At 54.7% G+C, this 16,824-nt stretch carries 16 protein-coding genes and 1 pseudogene; 7 read left to right on the top strand and 10 right to left on the bottom strand.

Annotated features, from left to right (window positions below; translation table 11 throughout):
- Window positions 1-42: 42 nt before the first annotated feature.
- The gene (gene dinB, locus AC6I8L_RS04230) at window positions 43-1,098 is read right to left on the bottom strand and encodes a DNA polymerase IV (protein WP_038648775.1); all 1,056 of its coding nucleotides are present in this window, start codon (window positions 1,096-1,098) and stop codon (window positions 43-45) included.
- 243 nt (window positions 1,099-1,341) lie between these two features.
- On the opposite strand from dinB, the gene dpaA reads away from it, so the two are divergent.
- Window positions 1,342-2,085 carry a peptidoglycan meso-diaminopimelic acid protein amidase gene (gene dpaA, locus AC6I8L_RS04225; protein ID WP_058961547.1) on the top strand — a complete coding sequence of 248 codons (744 nt, stop codon included), beginning with the start codon at window positions 1,342-1,344 and terminating at the stop codon, window positions 2,083-2,085.
- Here dpaA and AC6I8L_RS04220 read toward each other — a convergent pair.
- Both AC6I8L_RS04220 and lpcA read right to left on the bottom strand, forming a co-directional pair.
- The gene (locus AC6I8L_RS04220) at window positions 2,056-2,823 is read right to left on the bottom strand and encodes a class II glutamine amidotransferase (RefSeq protein ID WP_058961548.1); all 768 of its coding nucleotides are present in this window, start codon (window positions 2,821-2,823) and stop codon (window positions 2,056-2,058) included. The two genes, dpaA and AC6I8L_RS04220, sit on opposite strands and share 30 nt — an antisense overlap.
- A gap of 49 nt (window positions 2,824-2,872) precedes the next feature.
- Window positions 2,873-3,451 (bottom strand): D-sedoheptulose 7-phosphate isomerase, encoded by a 579-nt coding sequence (lpcA, locus tag AC6I8L_RS04215; protein ID WP_034825351.1) that lies wholly within the window; start codon window positions 3,449-3,451, stop codon window positions 2,873-2,875.
- Between the two features lie 243 nt (window positions 3,452-3,694).
- On the opposite strand from lpcA, the gene fadE reads away from it, so the two are divergent.
- Window positions 3,695-6,139, top strand: a complete 2,445-nt coding sequence (gene fadE / locus AC6I8L_RS04210; RefSeq protein ID WP_058961549.1) for an acyl-CoA dehydrogenase FadE — start codon at window positions 3,695-3,697, stop codon at window positions 6,137-6,139.
- Window positions 6,140-6,263: 124 nt separating this feature from the next.
- Here the strand turns inward: fadE and mtnK are convergent, their stop codons facing one another.
- Window positions 6,264-7,463, bottom strand: a complete 1,200-nt coding sequence (gene mtnK, locus AC6I8L_RS04205; RefSeq protein ID WP_058961550.1) for an S-methyl-5-thioribose kinase — start codon at window positions 7,461-7,463, stop codon at window positions 6,264-6,266.
- A gap of 105 nt (window positions 7,464-7,568) precedes the next feature.
- Here mtnK and mtnA point away from each other — a divergent pair, with 105 nt between their 5' ends.
- The gene (gene mtnA / locus AC6I8L_RS04200; RefSeq protein ID WP_058961551.1) at window positions 7,569-8,588 is read left to right on the top strand and encodes an S-methyl-5-thioribose-1-phosphate isomerase; all 1,020 of its coding nucleotides are present in this window, start codon (window positions 7,569-7,571) and stop codon (window positions 8,586-8,588) included.
- A 168-nt stretch (window positions 8,589-8,756) separates the two neighbouring features.
- Here the strand turns inward: mtnA and AC6I8L_RS04195 are convergent, their stop codons facing one another.
- Genes AC6I8L_RS04195 through AC6I8L_RS04185 form a run of 3 tightly spaced genes read right to left on the bottom strand, consistent with a single transcriptional unit; the run spans window position 8,757 to window position 10,595 of the window.
- A complete protein-coding gene (locus AC6I8L_RS04195) occupies window positions 8,757-9,299 on the bottom strand; it encodes a 1,2-dihydroxy-3-keto-5-methylthiopentene dioxygenase (RefSeq protein WP_034825366.1) in 543 nt (180 codons plus the stop codon).
- Window position 9,300: 1 nt separating this feature from the next.
- Window positions 9,301-9,984: an acireductone synthase gene (mtnC, locus tag AC6I8L_RS04190; RefSeq protein ID WP_058961552.1), complete on the bottom strand. Its 684-nt coding sequence runs from the start codon at window positions 9,982-9,984 to the stop codon at window positions 9,301-9,303.
- A complete protein-coding gene (locus AC6I8L_RS04185; protein WP_058961553.1) occupies window positions 9,981-10,595 on the bottom strand; it encodes a methylthioribulose 1-phosphate dehydratase in 615 nt (204 codons plus the stop codon). Before AC6I8L_RS04185 ends, mtnC begins: the two co-directional genes overlap by 4 nt.
- Window positions 10,596-10,725: 130 nt before the next feature.
- Here AC6I8L_RS04185 and AC6I8L_RS04180 point away from each other — a divergent pair, with 130 nt between their 5' ends.
- The 4 genes and pseudogenes from AC6I8L_RS04180 to AC6I8L_RS04165 all read left to right on the top strand — a co-directional run bounded on the left by AC6I8L_RS04180 (window position 10,726) and on the right by AC6I8L_RS04165 (window position 13,486).
- Complete coding sequence (locus AC6I8L_RS04180) at window positions 10,726-11,886, top strand: pyridoxal phosphate-dependent aminotransferase (RefSeq protein WP_058961554.1); 1,161 nt, start codon at window positions 10,726-10,728, stop codon at window positions 11,884-11,886.
- A complete protein-coding gene (locus tag AC6I8L_RS04175) occupies window positions 11,874-12,644 on the top strand; it encodes an amidohydrolase (protein ID WP_058961555.1) in 771 nt (256 codons plus the stop codon). The genes AC6I8L_RS04180 and AC6I8L_RS04175 overlap by 13 nt, the downstream gene beginning before the upstream one ends.
- Before the next feature lie 117 nt (window positions 12,645-12,761).
- Window positions 12,762-13,073, top strand: a pseudogene (locus AC6I8L_RS04170) (type II toxin-antitoxin system HigB family toxin).
- Complete coding sequence (locus AC6I8L_RS04165; protein ID WP_034825376.1) at window positions 13,070-13,486, top strand: helix-turn-helix domain-containing protein; 417 nt, start codon at window positions 13,070-13,072, stop codon at window positions 13,484-13,486. The pseudogene AC6I8L_RS04170 and the gene AC6I8L_RS04165 overlap by 4 nt, the downstream one beginning before the upstream one ends.
- Window positions 13,487-13,530: 44 nt before the next feature.
- Here the strand turns inward: AC6I8L_RS04165 and katG are convergent, their stop codons facing one another.
- From katG to uraD, 3 genes are all read right to left on the bottom strand, one after another.
- Window positions 13,531-15,729, bottom strand: a complete 2,199-nt coding sequence (katG, locus tag AC6I8L_RS04160; RefSeq protein WP_058961556.1) for a catalase/peroxidase HPI — start codon at window positions 15,727-15,729, stop codon at window positions 13,531-13,533.
- A 263-nt stretch (window positions 15,730-15,992) separates the two neighbouring features.
- The gene (gene uraH / locus AC6I8L_RS04155) at window positions 15,993-16,328 is read right to left on the bottom strand and encodes a hydroxyisourate hydrolase (protein WP_034825380.1); all 336 of its coding nucleotides are present in this window, start codon (window positions 16,326-16,328) and stop codon (window positions 15,993-15,995) included.
- On the bottom strand, window positions 16,325-16,819 hold the full coding sequence (gene uraD / locus AC6I8L_RS04150; RefSeq protein WP_058961557.1) for a 2-oxo-4-hydroxy-4-carboxy-5-ureidoimidazoline decarboxylase: 495 nt from the start codon (window positions 16,817-16,819) through the stop codon (window positions 16,325-16,327). Before uraD ends, uraH begins: the two co-directional genes overlap by 4 nt.
- Between the last annotated feature and the right edge of the window lie 5 nt (window positions 16,820-16,824).

Here is a 16,824-nt window from a genome sequence, read left to right as displayed (position 1 = left end):
CTTCAAGCCGCCAGGATGATAGCCAAGGCCATACTCAAGGTTTTACCAACCCAACACTAGCTGCCGCTCCAATTGCGGATCCACCAGCGTCACATGCAATCCCACCAACCGCACGCCGCGCCCGGCACGCCTTTCATCCCATGCCTGCCGCGCCACTGCGATCATGTCATCCTTGTTCAACACCGGCCAGACATGCTCCTGCGTGGTCTGCTGGAAATCATTAAATTTGAGCTTCACGCCCTGACGCGCGATTTGCTTGTCGGGACGGATATTTGTCAGGCGTCGATCCAGCTCAGCATAGAGGTAATCAATGATTGCCAGACACTGCTCCCAGTTGTGGATGTCCTCCATCAATGTGCGTTCGACACCGAGCGATTTGCGTTCGCGCTCCACCACCACATCGCGTTCATCAATGCCGTTGCTGCGTTCCCAGAGCACGCGGCCGAATTTACCAAATCTCTTCAGCAGCAAGGCGAGATCGGCTCTCTGCACATCGGCGCAGGTGCGCAGTCCCATCTCTTCCAGTTTTTTGGTCGCCACTTTTCCTACGCCAGGAATTTTGCTCAACGGTAGCGTCAGTAAAAAGTCCGGCATCACTTGCGGTGTAATGACGTATTGCCCGTTGGGCTTATTTAAATCGGAAGCGATCTTGGCGAGGAATTTGATCGGCGCAATGCCAGCCGAGGCGGTTAAACCGGTTTCGCGCAGGATATCGGCACGTATCGCCTGCGCCATTAGCGTCGCTGATCCCTGACAATGCTCGCTATCGGTGACATCAAGATACGCTTCATCCAGTGATAAGGGCTCAATCAATGGGGTGTAGCGTGCGAAAATATCGCGTATCTGGCGTGACGCCTCTTTATAGGCATCGAAGCGTCCAGGCAGTAATTTCAGATGCGGGCAGAGCTTGAGCGCCATTGCCGTCGGCATCGCGCTGCGCACGCCATATTTGCGCGCGGGATAGTTGGCGGTGCTGATGACACCACGCTGCACACGGCTGCCGCCAATGGCGATAGGTATATCCGTTAATGAAGGATCGTCGCGCATTTCAACGGCCGCGAAAAAGCAGTCCATATCGACATGAATGATTTTGCGCATACGCCCTCCGAATACTGGATAAGTATACAGCAGTAAAAAACTTCGGCAATATTTGTTGAGCGATGAATTAAAGTTTACAAAATTCTGGTCGTAATCCCTTTAGGATTGCACCATTTTCACGGAGACTGTCTTGATTAAACCTCAGACAATGTTAATGTTGCGCTGCGGTAGCGGATATTTCCGATAATGCAATACCAAGACGCTCAGCGTCATCGTCTCTCTTCACTTCAAGGTACACACAGAATGGGCAGAATCGCATTGTGGCTTGCGATGATTCTTATGCCAGTCCTTAGCTGGGCCATTTCGCCAGAGCCAACGCAACTGTCGGCACCGGTGAGCAAAGAGTTAAAGAAACAATTACTTGGCACTCCTGTTTTTATTCAGATCTTCAAGGAAGAGCGTACGCTGGAACTGTACGGCAAAATCGGTAATGAATATCGTCTGCTGGACAGCTATCGCATTTGTAATTTCTCTGGCGGATTAGGGCCTAAGCGTCGTCAGGGCGATTTTAAAAGTCCGGAAGGGTTTTATAACGTTAAGCTGAACCAGTTAAAACCGGACAGCCGTTTCTACCGCGCGATTAATACCGGCTTCCCGAATCAATACGATCGTGATAAAGGCTATGACGGTAACTATTTGATGATTCACGGTGATTGCGTCTCAATTGGCTGCTACGCCATGACCAACGCATCAATGGACGAGATCTTTACCTACGTCAACGCTGCGCTGCGCAACGGTCAGCAGGATGTACAGATCAATATCTATCCGTTCCATATGACCGATAGCAACATGCAGCGTCATCGCTACTCAACGTACATCAACTTCTGGCGTGAACTGCAGCCGGGTTATGCGTACTTTGAGAAGTACCACATACCGCCAACGGTTAACGTGACGACGACGGGTCAATATGCGGTGAACAGCACGCCGGTGATTTCTACACCGGATGCTGCCTCGAAGTCATTCCTGGCGCTCACCCAGGCAAAATAATGCCCACTCGCCTGGCACTATTCGGTGCCAGGTTTCATTTCCTGTCAGCGGCTGTGTCGCAATCACCGTCACAACGTCCTTCGGTGTTGTCTGCTGCATAAAATCAATTTCTACATCCTGATCGAGCAATTTGGCTTTGCCAAAAGGCGCACGACGAGTGATCCAATACAGATTGGTCGAGCAGAACGCCATCAGATAACGACCGTCCGACAGCAGCATGTTAAACACGCCCTTCTCGCGCATCTCAGCCGCCAGCTCAGCAATGTAGCGAAATACCGCCGGCCAGTTGCCCGGAGTGCGCGGATAACGCTCAGACAGCTTATGCAGGATCCAGCAAAACGCTTTCTCACTGTCCGTTTCGCCAACGGGGCGGAAAGTCCCGGTTTCCAACTGTTTGTAGCCTTTCAGCTGCCCGTTGTGCGCGTAGGTCCAGTTACGTCCCCACAGCTCACGGGTAAACGGATGGGTGTTTTCCAGCGACACTTCACCACGATTCGCCTGGCGGATATGAGCGACCACGGAATGTGATTTGATCGGATATTCCTGCACCAAACGGGCGATCGGTGAGTTAAAGCTGGGCTGAGGATCTTTGAATGTGCGGCACCCTTTTCCTTCATAGAAAGTGATGCCCCAGCCATCTTTATGTGGCCCGGTTCCGCCGCCACGCTGCACCAGACCGGTAAAACTGAAACAGATGTCCGTGGGGACATTGGCGCTCATCCCGAGCAATTCGCACATAGCAACCGCCTTAAGTCAGCACTCCCGCGTGAGCAGGAGTGACGCGTCATTACTTAACCATCTCTTTTTCGATCAGCAGCATCAGGATATGAATCACTTTAATGTGAATCTCCTGAATGCGGTCAGCGTAGCCAAAATGCGGTACGCGAATTTCGATGTCCGCTGTGCCTGCCATTTTGCCGCCATCTTTACCGGTCAGGGTAATCACTTTCATCCCTTTGGCGCGTGCCGCTTCGACCGCTTTGATGATGTTCGCCGAGTTACCTGAAGTGGACAGGCCCAGCAGCACGTCGCCTTCACGGCCTACGGCTTCGATATAGCGCGAGAACACATGGTCATAACCAAAATCGTTGCTGACGCAGGAAAGGTGGCTCACATCAGAGATGGCAATCGCCGGGTAGCCAGGACGATTTTCACGGTAGCGCCCCGTCAGCTCTTCAGCAAAGTGCATCGCATCACAGTGAGAACCACCGTTGCCACAGGAGAGCACTTTGCCCCCTGCTTTGAAGCTGTCTGCCAGCAAGACTGCCGCGCGCTGAATCGCGTGAATGTTCGCTTCGTCACTCAGGAATTTATTAAGCGTATCGGCTGCTTCATTAAGTTCTGAGCGAATAATGTCCTGATACATAGGGATGTCCTTTAGAGGAAAGATTTACTCTGCAAGTTTAACGGAATGGGACAAAGCCGCAAAGCGCCTGCATCGGGGAAAAAGGCCCAGGCTTTGCCATTCCTGCTCTGTTGGTGTCCAGAGAGTGCGATTTTGTGAGTTCTGTTGTAATTGCGATGTAAACAGATTGCTAAAAAGCGATCACTGCTCTAAACCTTACCCTATAACAGGTCAGACCTCTTACAACTTACGGAGCGGTTCATTATGTTGCTTGCCTCGATTGTCGCGACGCTGATTGTCATTAGCGCCCTCTTTTACCATCAAGTTTCGCTGCGGCTCAGCAGCGTAATCCTGTTGCTATGGACCGCCGGGCTGGCTGCTGCAGGCCTGTGGACGCCGTGGCTGCTGCTGCCACTGGCGATTATCCTGCTGCCCTTCAATCTGCCGGCCATGCGTCGCAGCATGTTCTCCAAACCTGCGCTGCACAGCTTCCAGAAAGTGATGCCGCCGATGTCGCGTACGGAAAAGGAAGCGATTGATGCCGGTACGACCTGGTGGGAAGGGGATCTGTTTCGTGGCAAGCCAGACTGGCAGAAACTGCACAACTATCCGCAGCCACGTCTGACGGAAGAGGAACAAGCCTTCCTCGAGGGGCCGGTCGAAGAAGCCTGTCGTATGGCGAATGATTTCCAGATCACTCACGAACTGGCCGATCTTCCGCCGGAACTGTGGGCGTATCTCAAGCAGCATCGCTTCTTCGCCATGATCATTAAGAAAGAGTATGGCGGCCTCGAATTCTCCGCCTATGCTCAGGCGCGCGTCTTGCAAAAACTGGCGGGCGTTTCCGGGATCCTGGCGATCACCGTGGGTGTACCTAACTCACTCGGCCCAGGCGAACTGTTGCAACATTACGGCACCGATGAGCAGAAAGATCACTATTTACCACGTCTGGCACGCGGCGATGAAATTCCGTGCTTCGCGCTGACCAGCCCGGAAGCGGGTTCGGATGCGGGTGCCATTCCGGATACTGGCGTGGTGTGCATGGGCGAATGGCAAGGCCAGCAAGTGCTGGGCATGCGCCTGACATGGAACAAGCGTTACATTACGCTGGCACCGATTGCTACCGTGCTTGGACTGGCCTTTAAACTCTCCGATCCCGATCATCTGCTGGGTGAGACGGAAGAGCTGGGCATTACCTGCGCCCTGATCCCGACGCAAACACCGGGCGTAGAGATTGGCCATCGCCACTTCCCGCTTAACGTGCCGTTCCAGAACGGTCCAACACGCGGTAAAGATATTTTCGTGCCAATCGATTTCATCATCGGTGGCCCGTCGATGGCCGGTCAGGGCTGGCGTATGCTGGTTGAATGTCTGTCAGTCGGTCGCGGTATCACCTTGCCTTCCAACTCGACCGGTAGTCTGAAAAGCATTGCGCTGGCAACCGGAGCTTATGCGCATATCCGTCGTCAGTTCAAAGTCTCTATCGGTAAAATGGAAGGCATCGAGGAACCGCTGGCACGCATTGCCGGTAACGCCTACGTGATGGATGCGGCGGCTACACTTATCACTAGCGGCATTATGCTGGGTGAAAAACCGGCGGTGCTGTCGGCGATTGTGAAATATCACTGCACCCACCGCGGCCAGCGCGCCATTATCGATGCGATGGATATCGCCGGCGGTAAAGGCATTATGCTGGGCGACAACAACTTCCTGGCGCGAGCTTATCAGGGCGCACCGATTGCGATTACCGTGGAAGGCGCCAATATCCTGACGCGCAGCATGATCATCTTTGGCCAGGGCGCGATTCGCTGCCATCCATGGATGCTGGAAGAGATGAACGCTGCGGCGAAAAACGATCTGGTGGCCTTTGACCGTGCCTTGTTCAGCCATATTGGCCATGTCGGTAGCAACAAAGTGCGCAGTCTGTGGCTCGGTTTAACCGGAGGCCGCACCAGCGCGTCGCCAACCCGCGACGTGACCCGCCGCTACTATCAGCAGCTCAACCGCCTGAGCGCCAACCTGGCACTGCTGTCAGATGTGTCGATGGCAGTGTTAGGCGGCAGCCTGAAACGTCGTGAACGTATCTCAGCACGTCTGGGGGATGTGCTGAGCCAGATGTATCTCGCCTCTGCCACCCTGAAACGCTTTGACGACGAAGGCCGCAATGAAGCCGATCTGCCGCTGGTGCACTGGGGCGTGCAGGATGCGCTGCATCAGGCTGAAGTGGCGATGGATGACCTGCTGCGTAACTTCCCTAATCGCCTGGTGGCAGGCGCGCTGCGCATGGTGATTTTCGCCGGTGGCAAACACTGCCCGGCACCGTCTGACAAACTGGATCACAAGCTGGCGAAGCTGTTGCAACTGCCGTCAGCCACCCGTACGCGTCTGGGCCGTGGCATGTACCTGACGCCAAGCGAACACAATCCAGCAGGCCAACTGGAGCAGGCGCTGCAGGATGTGATGGCAGCGGAAGTGATTCATGAACGTCTTTGCCAGCAGCAGAAAAAACATCTGTCGTTTACCCGTCTGGATGCGCTGGCACAGCGTGCGTTGAAAGAGGGCTGGATTGATGAGAGCGAAGCCAAAGTACTGACGCGCGCTGAAGCCAGCCGTCTCAAAGCCATCAACGTCGATGAGTTTGTGCCGGAGGCACTGGCCTCACCGAAGCCGCAGGATAAAGGCGCCCCGCGCGCCAGTGAAGCCGCGTAAAAACGAAAAAGCCTCCTGACGGAGGCTTTTTTAATGGGGCCAGGCATAACTTATCCCGCATACATAAGCGGTTTCGCTGCCAAAGCGGGCAGTGAATGGCGCAGTTATAAGATTGAAGCCTGACTTACCCCGCCTGACGAATGCGCGCAATCAGCGCATCGACATCCGCAATATGATCTGCCGCCAGAATTAGCGTACGTCCCAGGGTAATGCAGCTACGAATACATTCGGTACGCATGGTGTCATCAGCAATCTGTTTAAAATCGGCAACGTGAGACATGCCCACGGTGCGGCGAATCAACTCCGTGCCACAATAGCCAATGGTATCGCTCCATACTTTGCGCAGGAAGGCTTCCGCATAGCCCGGATACGCCAGCGCCACATCAGAAGTGTTGGCGTGTGCCAGTTCGAGGAAGCGGCTGGAGAACTGCGTCCAGACTTCATGCGCATCGCTCAGACGACGCTCACGCCCTTCTGCCGCTTCACGCGGGGCCAGCAGGCCCGGCAGGCAGCAGTAGTTAATCAGCAGATTGCCAATCGCGCTGCCGACATCAAAGCCTATCGGACCGAAATAGCCAAACTCCGCATCGATCACCTTCAGGCTACCATCGGCCACGAAGATGGAACCGCTGTGCACATCGCCGTGCAGTAGCGCTTCGGCATCCGCAAAGAAGCGGTGCTTCAGCCCGGCCACCGCGATTTTCAGCGCATCGTCAGTGCGCAGGCTGACCACCAGCGGCTCCAGTGCCGCCGGGTATTTATTACGCTCGTGATCGATAAAGGGATCGTTGAAGAACAGGTCTTCGGTGATTTCGCACATTTCCGGGTTGATGAAACGCGCGACTTCGGCCTTTTTCTTGTGCGGATGCAGGAAAAAATCAGAAGTATGGAACAGCGTCTGCGCCAGATATTCGCCCAGCTGACGACCCGCTTCAGGGTAGTAAGCCCCTTGCACCAGCTCGCCGCGCCAGATGCGATGGCTGGAAAGATCTTCCATCACCATCACCGCCAGTTCGGCATCGTAATGGGTGACGTTAACCGTGTGCTCTGGGCAATGTTTATAGTGCTCAACCAGCGTCTGCGCTTCAAGGCGCGCGCGATCCAACGTTAACGGCCAGGACTCACCCACGCAACGCACATAAGGCAGTGCCTGTTTCACTACCACACGGCTCTGTCCCAGGTTATCGAAAATCTTGAACACCAGGTTGAGATTACCATCGCCGATCTCTTCTGCGCTGACCAGCGCTGACGGATCGTCCACACCGCCAAATTTTTTAGCATATTCCACCGCATCAGCAGCGGTGAAGGTACGGTATTGCGACATTGCCTGTTCCTCGACATTCGATAGTAATAAGCCGTTTGGACGTCTATACATCCGTCACGCATGTTGGCACAATAGCCGCTATTAACGCAACAGGGATTTCACACCATGCAAACACTTCGTACCACCAGTCTTGAGGTCCGCGATAATCAACTGTGGATCCTCGACCAGCAAGCGCTGCCACAACAACAAAACTGGCTGCCTGCGCACACTGTGACGCAGTTGGTTGATCATATCCATGCGCTACGCGTGCGCGGCGCCCCGCTGATTGGCCTTTCAGCCAGCTTGCTGCTGGCGCTGTTGGGCGAGCAAGGTGTCACCCGCGCGGCATTGGCGGAAGCGCTGGAGGTGTTGCGTGCGTCACGCCCGACTGCCGTCAACCTGATGAACAATCTGGATCGTATGAAGATTGCGCTGGCGGAGAGCGATCACGTAAACGCCCTGAGCGCCGAAGCGCTGCGCCTGGTGGCAGAAGATAAGCAGCTGTGTGACAACATTGCCCGCGCCGGCAGCGCGCTGGTCAAGCCGGGCAGCCAGCTGCTGACGCACTGTAATACCGGCGGTCTCGCCACCGCTGGCGTGGGCACCGCACTGGGCGTGATTGCGCATGCCCATCAGCAAGGTTTAGTGAAAAACGTTTGGGTGGATGAGACGCGACCACTGCTGCAGGGCGGCCGTTTAACCGCGTGGGAACTGGGCGAACTGCACATTCCTTACCAGCTGATCACCGATTCGATGGCTGCAAGTTTAATGGCGCGCGGCGTGGTCGATGCGATTTGGGTCGGCGCAGACCGCATTGCCGCTAACGGCGACGTGGCGAACAAAATCGGCACCTACAGCCTGGCGGTACTGGCGCACTATCACGGTATTCCGTTCTATGTGGCGGCGCCGCACACCACGCTGGATCGCCTTTGTCCTAACGGCGATGCCATTCCCATTGAGCAGCGTGCCGCCAGTGAAGTCACCGGTGTGTCAGGCAGTTTTGGTAATGTGCAGTGGGCACCGGATAATGCGGTGGTCTACAACCCAGCGTTTGATGTCACGCCAGCTGCACTGATTAGCGGTTGGGTGTTGGATACTGGCGTCGTGACGCCAGAGCAGGTTAAGGAAGGGATTTTTCAGCCTTAAGGGTGCGCCAGATGGCGTATCCTGTGCTTACGGTGCGCCAGAAATGAAAAAGTCGCCATAAATGGCGACCTTATGATGACGAGCCCTATGTTGTCAGATGCACCCTGAAGAGTGCCCCTTCAATGGCTGATTCCATTTATGCGTATGCAGGTTTAAGCACACAGCGCGTTATGCCAGACGAGGATAAGCATCCGCAATCTTGTCGCCGGTAAAGTTGGCGATCCAGCCTTCCTGATTATCGAAAATACGAATCGCGGTAAAGTGCGGTTCAGAGCCCATATCAAACCAGTGTGCCGTGCCTTCAGGTACTGAAATCAGATCATTCTTCTCGCACAGAATCTGGTAAACCTCACTGCCAATATGCAGGCAAAACAGGCCAGACCCTTCGACGAAGAAACGCACTTCATCTTCGCTGTGCGTGTGTTCATTCAGGAACTTCTCGCGCAACGCCTGCTTGTTAGGATTGTCTGCACGCATACTCAGCACATCCCAACTCTGATAGCCCTTCTCTGCCACCAGACGATCGATCGCGTGCTGATAGGCTTTGATCACCGTTTCAGCGTCAGGGTCGTTACCCAGATCGCGATCCGCTTCCCAACGCTCAAAGCGAACGTTTTTGGCGTTCAGGCGCTCGCGAATCGCCTCGGCATCGGTACTGTGCCACAGTGGCTGGCTGGACTCGGTATCGCTAAAAATTGTCAGTGCACTCATGTTAAATCGACTCCGGATTAATCTGCGAAAAATCGTTTACCTGGTGATGGCGACTGGCGTTATCGGCCTCGCCACGAATTAACTGCAATGTGTGCCAGCCTGCTTGTGCCGCGGCATCCAGTTCCTGATGGATATCTGACAGGAACAGCAACGAAGAGGGTGCCAGGCCAATGTGTTCGGCGATGTTGTGATACGACTGGGTTTCACGCTTGGCGCCAACCGCTGTATCAAAATAGCCGCTAAACAGCGAGGTTAAATCACCTTCATCGCTGTAGCCAAATAACAGTTTCTGCGCAGGCACCGATCCCGAGGAATAAACATACAGGGCAATCCCTTGTTGCTGCCAGCGTTCAAAGGCGGGCAGCACATCGGGATAAAGGTGGCCGGTGAACTGACCTTCAACATAACCCGCACGCCAGATCATCCCTTGCAGCGCTTTCAGCCCCGGCGATTTGCGATCTTCATCAATAAAACCGATCAGCGTGGCGATGAGGTCATCCAGCGATGCCTGGGGCGTCGCTGACTCTTCACGCACTGCGTTTAGCGCCGCAACCACCTTCTCATCCGTTTGGTTATCCCGCACGAAGGCTGCCAGATGCTGACGTGCATAAGGAAACAGGACATTGTGCACAAACTGGATATCACTGGTGGTGCCTTCAATATCAGTAACAATCGCGCGAATCATTGGGTCTCCAGCAGTCGACGTTGCAGTTCACATTCAAACAGGAATTCCAGCCCTTCCAGGTGGCGGCGCGCTTCGTTGACGTCTTTGCCCCAGCAGGTTAAGCCATGACCACGTAACAGGAAGCCGTACCGCAACGGCGTGTCCGCCGCAAAAGCTTCAATGCGCTGCGCCAGTGCCTCAATATCCTGGTCGTTATCAAACAGCGGAATCGCAACGGTATTGAGATGCGTGTCCTGACCCGTGAGGGTTTTCTGCATCTCGTAGCCGCTCAGCAGCAACGCACTGCCCTTCTCTACACGCGACAGTACGGTAGAATTCACCGTATGGGTATGCAGTACAGCCCCGGCCTGCGGGAACAAGCGATAAATCAGGGTATGCAGCCCGGTTTCCGCCGACGGTTTACGTCCCGAAGGGACACTGTTTGTCGCGATCTCCACCTGAATAAAGTCATCACGCGTCAAACTGCCTTTATCTTTACCTGATGCGCTTAGCAGGCAATATTCGGCATCCTGGCGCACCGACATGTTTCCGCCCGTCGCGGGTGCCCAGCCTTTTGCGCCAATCCAGTGGCAGGCGGCCACTAAATGTTCCAGTGGGAGAAAATCCGTCATAGTGAAGGTGAGGCTCCGCAGTTGTTTTAGACGTCTAAGCGTCTCGATTGCCAAATATTAGCATCCTGTGTAGAGTGGCAGCAACACAGGGTTTCTCCGCATCGACATTCGCGCTTAAGGCCACTAAATAATGACGCAGCTCAACCTGACTCCCGAGAGCAAATTACCGGCGCTCGGCACCACGATTTTCACGCAAATGAGCGCCCTTGCCGCGCAGTTCAACGCCATCAATTTATCACAGGGTTTTCCGGATTTTGACGGCCCGCAATATTTACAGGATCGTCTGGCCTATCATGTGAGCCAGGGCGCAAACCAATATGCGCCGATGATCGGTGTGTTACCCCTGCGTGAAGCGATTGCCGATAAAACGGCTGAGCTTTACGGTCACACGCCCGATGTTAACAGTGATATCACTGTAACCGCCGGTGCGACCGAGGCACTGTATGCCGCGATTACGGCGCTGGTGCGTCCGGGCGATGAAGTGATCTGCTTCGATCCCAGCTACGACAGTTACGCGCCTGCTGTTCAACTGGCCGGCGGCGTGCTGAAACGCATTGCATTGCAGCCACCGGGATTCCGCGTTGACTGGAGTGAATTCCGCAGCTTGCTGAGCGCGAAAACCCGTTTAGTCATTCTGAATACGCCGCACAACCCTTCTGCGACCGTGTGGCGAAAAAGCGATTATGCCGAGTTATGGCAGGCGATCGCTGAGCAGGAAATCTATGTGTTGAGCGATGAAGTCTACGAACACATCTGTTTTGATGCAGAGGGCCACGCCAGCGTGTTAGCGCATGCCGAGTTACGCCAGCGTGCCGTTGCCGTCTCTTCGTTTGGCAAAACCTTCCATATGACCGGATGGAAAGTGGGCTACTGTGTTGCACCAGCAGCGATCAGCGCCGAAATCCGTAAAGTACACCAGTATCTGACGTTTTCGGTTAATACCCCGGCGCAGCTGGCGATTGCCGATATGCTGCGTCAGGAGCCGGAACACTATCGTGACCTGCCGGCCTTCTATCGCGAACGCCGCGATTGTCTGGTTGATGCATTGTCGGGTAGCCGCTTCAAGGTGTTGCCGTGCGAAGGCACTTACTTTGTGCTGCTGGATTACAGCGCCATTTCCGATCTGGATGACGTCAGTTTCTGCCAATGGCTAACCAAAGAAGTGGGCGTGGCAGCCATTCCGTTGTCGGTATTCTGTGCCGATCCGTTCCCGCACAAGCTGATTCGCCTGTGCTTTGCCAAACAACCCGCGACACTTATCGCCGCTGCGGAGCGCTTATGTCAGCTTTAAAAATTACCGTTCTGCAGGAAACCCTGAGCTGGATGGACGGCGAAGCCAACCTGCATCACTTCGATGGCGTATTGAAAGGCATTGAAGGTCGCGATCTGATTCTGCTGCCCGAAATGTTCACCACGGGTTTTGCCATGGAAGCAGCAGAGAGTTCGCTGCCGCAGCAACAGGTCATTGAATGGCTGCACAGCCATGCGAAAACCAGCAATGCGCTGGTCGGTGGCAGCGCAGCCATCCAGACCGAAAAAGGCGCCGTGAACCGTTTTCTGCTGGTTGAACCGAATGGCACCGTGCACCAATATGACAAACGTCATCTGTTCCGCATGGCCAATGAACATCAGCATTACGTTGCGGGTGATACGCGAGAAGTGTTCACCTGGCGCGGCTGGCGTATTCTGCCGCAGATTTGTTACGACCTGCGTTTCCCGGTGTTCTCTCGCAATCACAATGATTACGATCTGGCGCTCTATGTTGCCAACTGGCCAGCACCACGTGCGCTGCACTGGCAGTCACTGCTGTTAGCGCGTGCGATTGAAAACCAGGCGTACGTTGCCGGTTGCAACCGCGTTGGCAGCGACGGCAACAGCCATCAATACAGCGGGGACAGCCGGATTATTTCGCCATTGGGCGAGATTCTGGCCGCAGGCGAGCCTTTCGCCCGCGCCCGTCTCGATGCGGAATTGTCACTGGACGATCTGCAAGCCTACCGCGAACGCTTCCCGGCGTGGCGCGATGCCGATGGCTATACATTGAAGTAAACGTCTTGCCGCGTCTTTCTGGCGCGGCTTCCTCTCTTTTTTAATTTTTGTTTCCACATTGGAAACACCCCTAACTTCGGCTACAATGTTTCCATGTTGGAACATGCCGAGGGAATGATGCACGTTATTTCAAGGAAGATGTTTGCTGAGGCTGCATTGCGTTTTCCCAATGATGCAGCAGCACTGGACGCCACTTACCGGACTTTACATGGCAGAGATTTTGCCGATCCTGAAGCGCTTAAAGATTTCTTTCCAAGCCTGGACCGAATGAAATATCGGGCGTAATGGTGGGTAATCAATGTTGGCGGTAACAATCTCAGGTTGATGTTTTTCGCCGATTTCATCGCTGGACGTATTTTCATTAAGCACATCAGTACTCATGCTGAATACGACAAATTAGTTACGTTCTATCGGGAGAACAAAGAATGATCGCCGAAGCTATTCAGGCCTCAGATAACCTGATTAAAGCCGTCCCCCTGCTTGGCGGTAGTCAATCGAAAGCAGATTATGAGCAAGCGCTAGAGCTGGTTGAGTATTTGGTTGAGCATCAGCCTTCTCATCCACTGATTGATATGCTGGCTGATAAAGTCGCGAAATACGAAGAGCACGCGCCGGAATTTTCAGCCTTCAATGCACGCATTAAGACTCTGCCAGGTGGAGTCGCGCTGCTACGAGTTTTGATGGATCAACACGATTTGAACCAATCATCTTTCACTCAGGAAATTGGTCAGCGTTCGTATGTTAGCCGGATTTTGAAAGGTGAACGTAAGTTAACGGATAAGCATAAAGCTGCGCTGGCAAAACGTTTTAACGTGCCGTTTGAGGCATTCCGCGAAGATTAAACAGAAAAAAGCCGCAGCGTGTCACCGCTGCGGCTTTAATGTGATTACAGATCGAAACGATCCAGATTCATCACTTTGGTCCAGGCTGCCACGAAGTCATTGACGAACTTCTGTTTGGCATCGCTGCTGGCATAGACTTCAGCCAGTGCGCGCAGGATAGCATTGGAACCAAATACCAGATCGGCACGGGTGGCGCTGTACTTCACTTCACCGCTGGCACGATCGCGGCCTTCGAACAGCTCGGCGCTCTCATCGGTAGCGCGCCATGCGGTGCGCATATCCAGCAGATTGACGAAGAAGTCATTGCTCAGTACGCCGACACGATCGGTTAACACACCGTGCTGACTACCATCGAAGTTGGTGCCCAGCACACGCAGACCACCCAACAGCACGGTTAATTCCGGTGCGCTCAGCGTCAGCTGTTGTGCTTTATCCAGCAGCAGGGTTTCGGTGGATGAGCCACCTGCGATACGACGATAGTTACGGAAACCATCGGCCAGCGGTTGCAGCACGTCAAATGACTCTACCTCAGTTTGATCCTGACGCGCATCCACACGGCCCGGTGTAAACGGTACTTGCACCGCCACGCCCGCCGCTGCGGCAGCCAGTTCAATACCCACGCTGCCGGCCAGAACGATCACATCCGCCAGTGATGCTTTACCAGACTCCTGCTGAATTTTCTGCAGGGTTGGCAGCACATCGTGAATCACGCTGGCATTCACTGCCCAACCGTTTTGCGGTGCCAGTGCCAGACGTGCACCGTTGGCCCCGCCACGTTTGTCACCGCCACGGAAAGTGGAAGCAGATGCCCAGGCAGCAGAGACCAGTTGGCTGGCGCTGAGACCGGAAGCAGCAATCTTCGCTTTCAGATCGGTGATCTCATCAGCGGTTGGCTGGTGGATCGCGGCTGGCAATGGATCCTGCCAGATCAGATCTTCTTTTGGTACTTCCGGGCCGATGTAACGCGCTTTTGGCCCCATATCGCGGTGGGTCAGTTTGAACCAGGCGCGGGCAAAGGCTTCATTAAAGGCCTGTGGATCGTTGAGGAAACGGCGGGAGATCTTGCCGAACTCTTCGTCAAAACGCAGCGTCAGATCGGTCACCAGCATGGTGGGCTTGCGCTTTTTCTCTGGATCGAACGGGTCTGGAATGATCGCTTCCGCATCCACCGCTTCGAACTGGATCGCGCCTGCTGGGCTGTGTGTCTGTACCCATTCGTATTTGAACAGGTTCTCGAAGAAGTAGTTGCTCCACTGGGTAGGCGTCTGCGTCCACACCACTTCCAGACCGGAGGTAATCGCATCCGCACCGGCACCGCTGCCGTAGCTGCTGCTCCAGCCGAGGCCCTGCGCTTCAATTGGCGAGGCTTCTGGATCAACACCCACGTGGCTGGCGGCAGCCGCACCGTGGGTTTTCCCCAATGTATGACCACCGGCAATCAGCGCGACGATCTCTTCATCGTTCATGCCCATATTGCCGAAGGTGGCGCGAATCGCTGGCGCCGCTGATTTCGGATCGCCGCTGGCTTCCGGGCCTTCCGGGTTGACGTAAATCAGGCCCATTTCGGTGGCACCCACCGGCGCATTGGCAAGACTTTCTGGGTGGCGATGCGCCAGCCATTCAGTTTCGTTACCCCAATCCACATCCAGATCCGGTTCCCACACGTCTTCACGTCCGGCACCAAAACCAAAGGTGCGGAAGCCGGCATTTTCCAGCGAGACGTTACCCGCCAGAATATAGAGGTCGGCCCAGGAAATTTTCTGACCGTATTTCTGTTTTACCGGCCACAGCAGGCGACGTGCTTTATCGAGGCTAACGTTGTCTGGCCAGGAGTTTAGCGGCGCGAAACGCTGCTGCCCACGACCGGAACCGCCACGACCATCCACGGTGCGGTAAGTACCTGCACTGTGCCACGCCATGCGAATGAACAGCCCAATATAGCTGCCCCAGTCGGCTGGCCACCAGGATTGAGAGTCGGTCAGAATAGCGCGGATATCCGCTTTTAACGCCGGGTAATCCAGCTTGCTGAACTCGTCGCGGTAGTTGAAGTTTTCACTGAGGGGATTGGAACGGTTGGAGTGCTGATTTAACAGGTCGACACGTAACATATTTGGCCACCAGTCGCGGTTGGATGTTCCGCTCCCCGCGCCACGTGCCAGTACGCTTTTTTCTTCAGACGCCCCGTGATGAAAGGGGCACTTACCTGACGCTGCTGCATTATCGTTATTGTCGTGCGTGCTCATTTTTCGGCTCCGTTTGCTTCACATTGTCCGGTAAAGATAACCGTACCTTGTGAAAGAATATATTTGGATGAACCGAAGGTTTTGATAGTTACTGTCTTTCAAGCGCAGCGTGTGACATGGCGCACAAAAAGTAGGGTTTTATCGTCAACTGCGCATAATTTCGTCACTAAAACAGGTGTCGTTGGCAGCCAGGTGTCCCTAAATGCGCACCCTGCAGTCACTGGAGTGTTGCAGGGTCGCCATTTAGGGTGGCCGTGACAAAATTAGCTGCCGCGATAGGTTGACCACGACCACGGTGAGATCAGAAACGGCAGATGATAATGGCTGCCCGCCGAACCAATCACAAAATCAATCTGTGCACTGACGTACAGCGCATCGCGTCCGTCAGCAGCGAAATAGTCACCGATCTCTGCGGTCAATCGATAATGGCCCGGTGCTAACGGCTCGGGCGTTAAATCTTTAATACGGCCATCGCTATCGGTTTCCCCCTCCGCCATCGGCAACCAGCCTTCCGGGCTGTTCTGCTCCAGGGATATGGCCACGCCGATAGCGGGTTTACCCAGCGCGGTATCCAGAATGTGAGTGGTAATGGTGCTCATACAATGCTCTCCTTAAGCCGTAACAGGGTGATTTCACGCAGTTGCGTCAGCGCTTCCTGCTGCTCTGTCTCTGCATCATTGTTGAGCCTGCGCTGCAATTCCGCCAGCATCTCCTCGCCACTCCGCCCTTTGGCACGAATCAAAAACACCCGGCTGAAGCGCTGTTCATAGGATTGATTGCCCGCCAGCATGGCAAATTGCAGCGCGCCATCGGCCTGCTGCATCGCCGACTGCTCATTGCGTGACAATACTGCCTCTTTGCCCGCGCCCGCGGCTTTTTCACCAATACGGGGGTGAGCGCGTAATGCTTGTTCCAGTTCGGCACCTTGCCAGCGCTTTGCCAGTGTTTCGGCGGTCGTATAGAGCGCTTCCACATCCGCAAAAGGCCGTGCGGCCACCAGCGCCTGCTGCCAGTCAGGAATTGCCACGCAGTGGGCTATCGCTGTGTGTGCCTCATTGGGCGTGACATCGTTAAACACCGCTAACTCCATGCAAC

It is taken from the genome of Type-E symbiont of Plautia stali, from assembly GCF_059731115.1.
The sequence above is the reverse complement of the archived record's forward strand: the minus strand, read 5'-3'. Positions and strand labels throughout refer to the sequence as shown.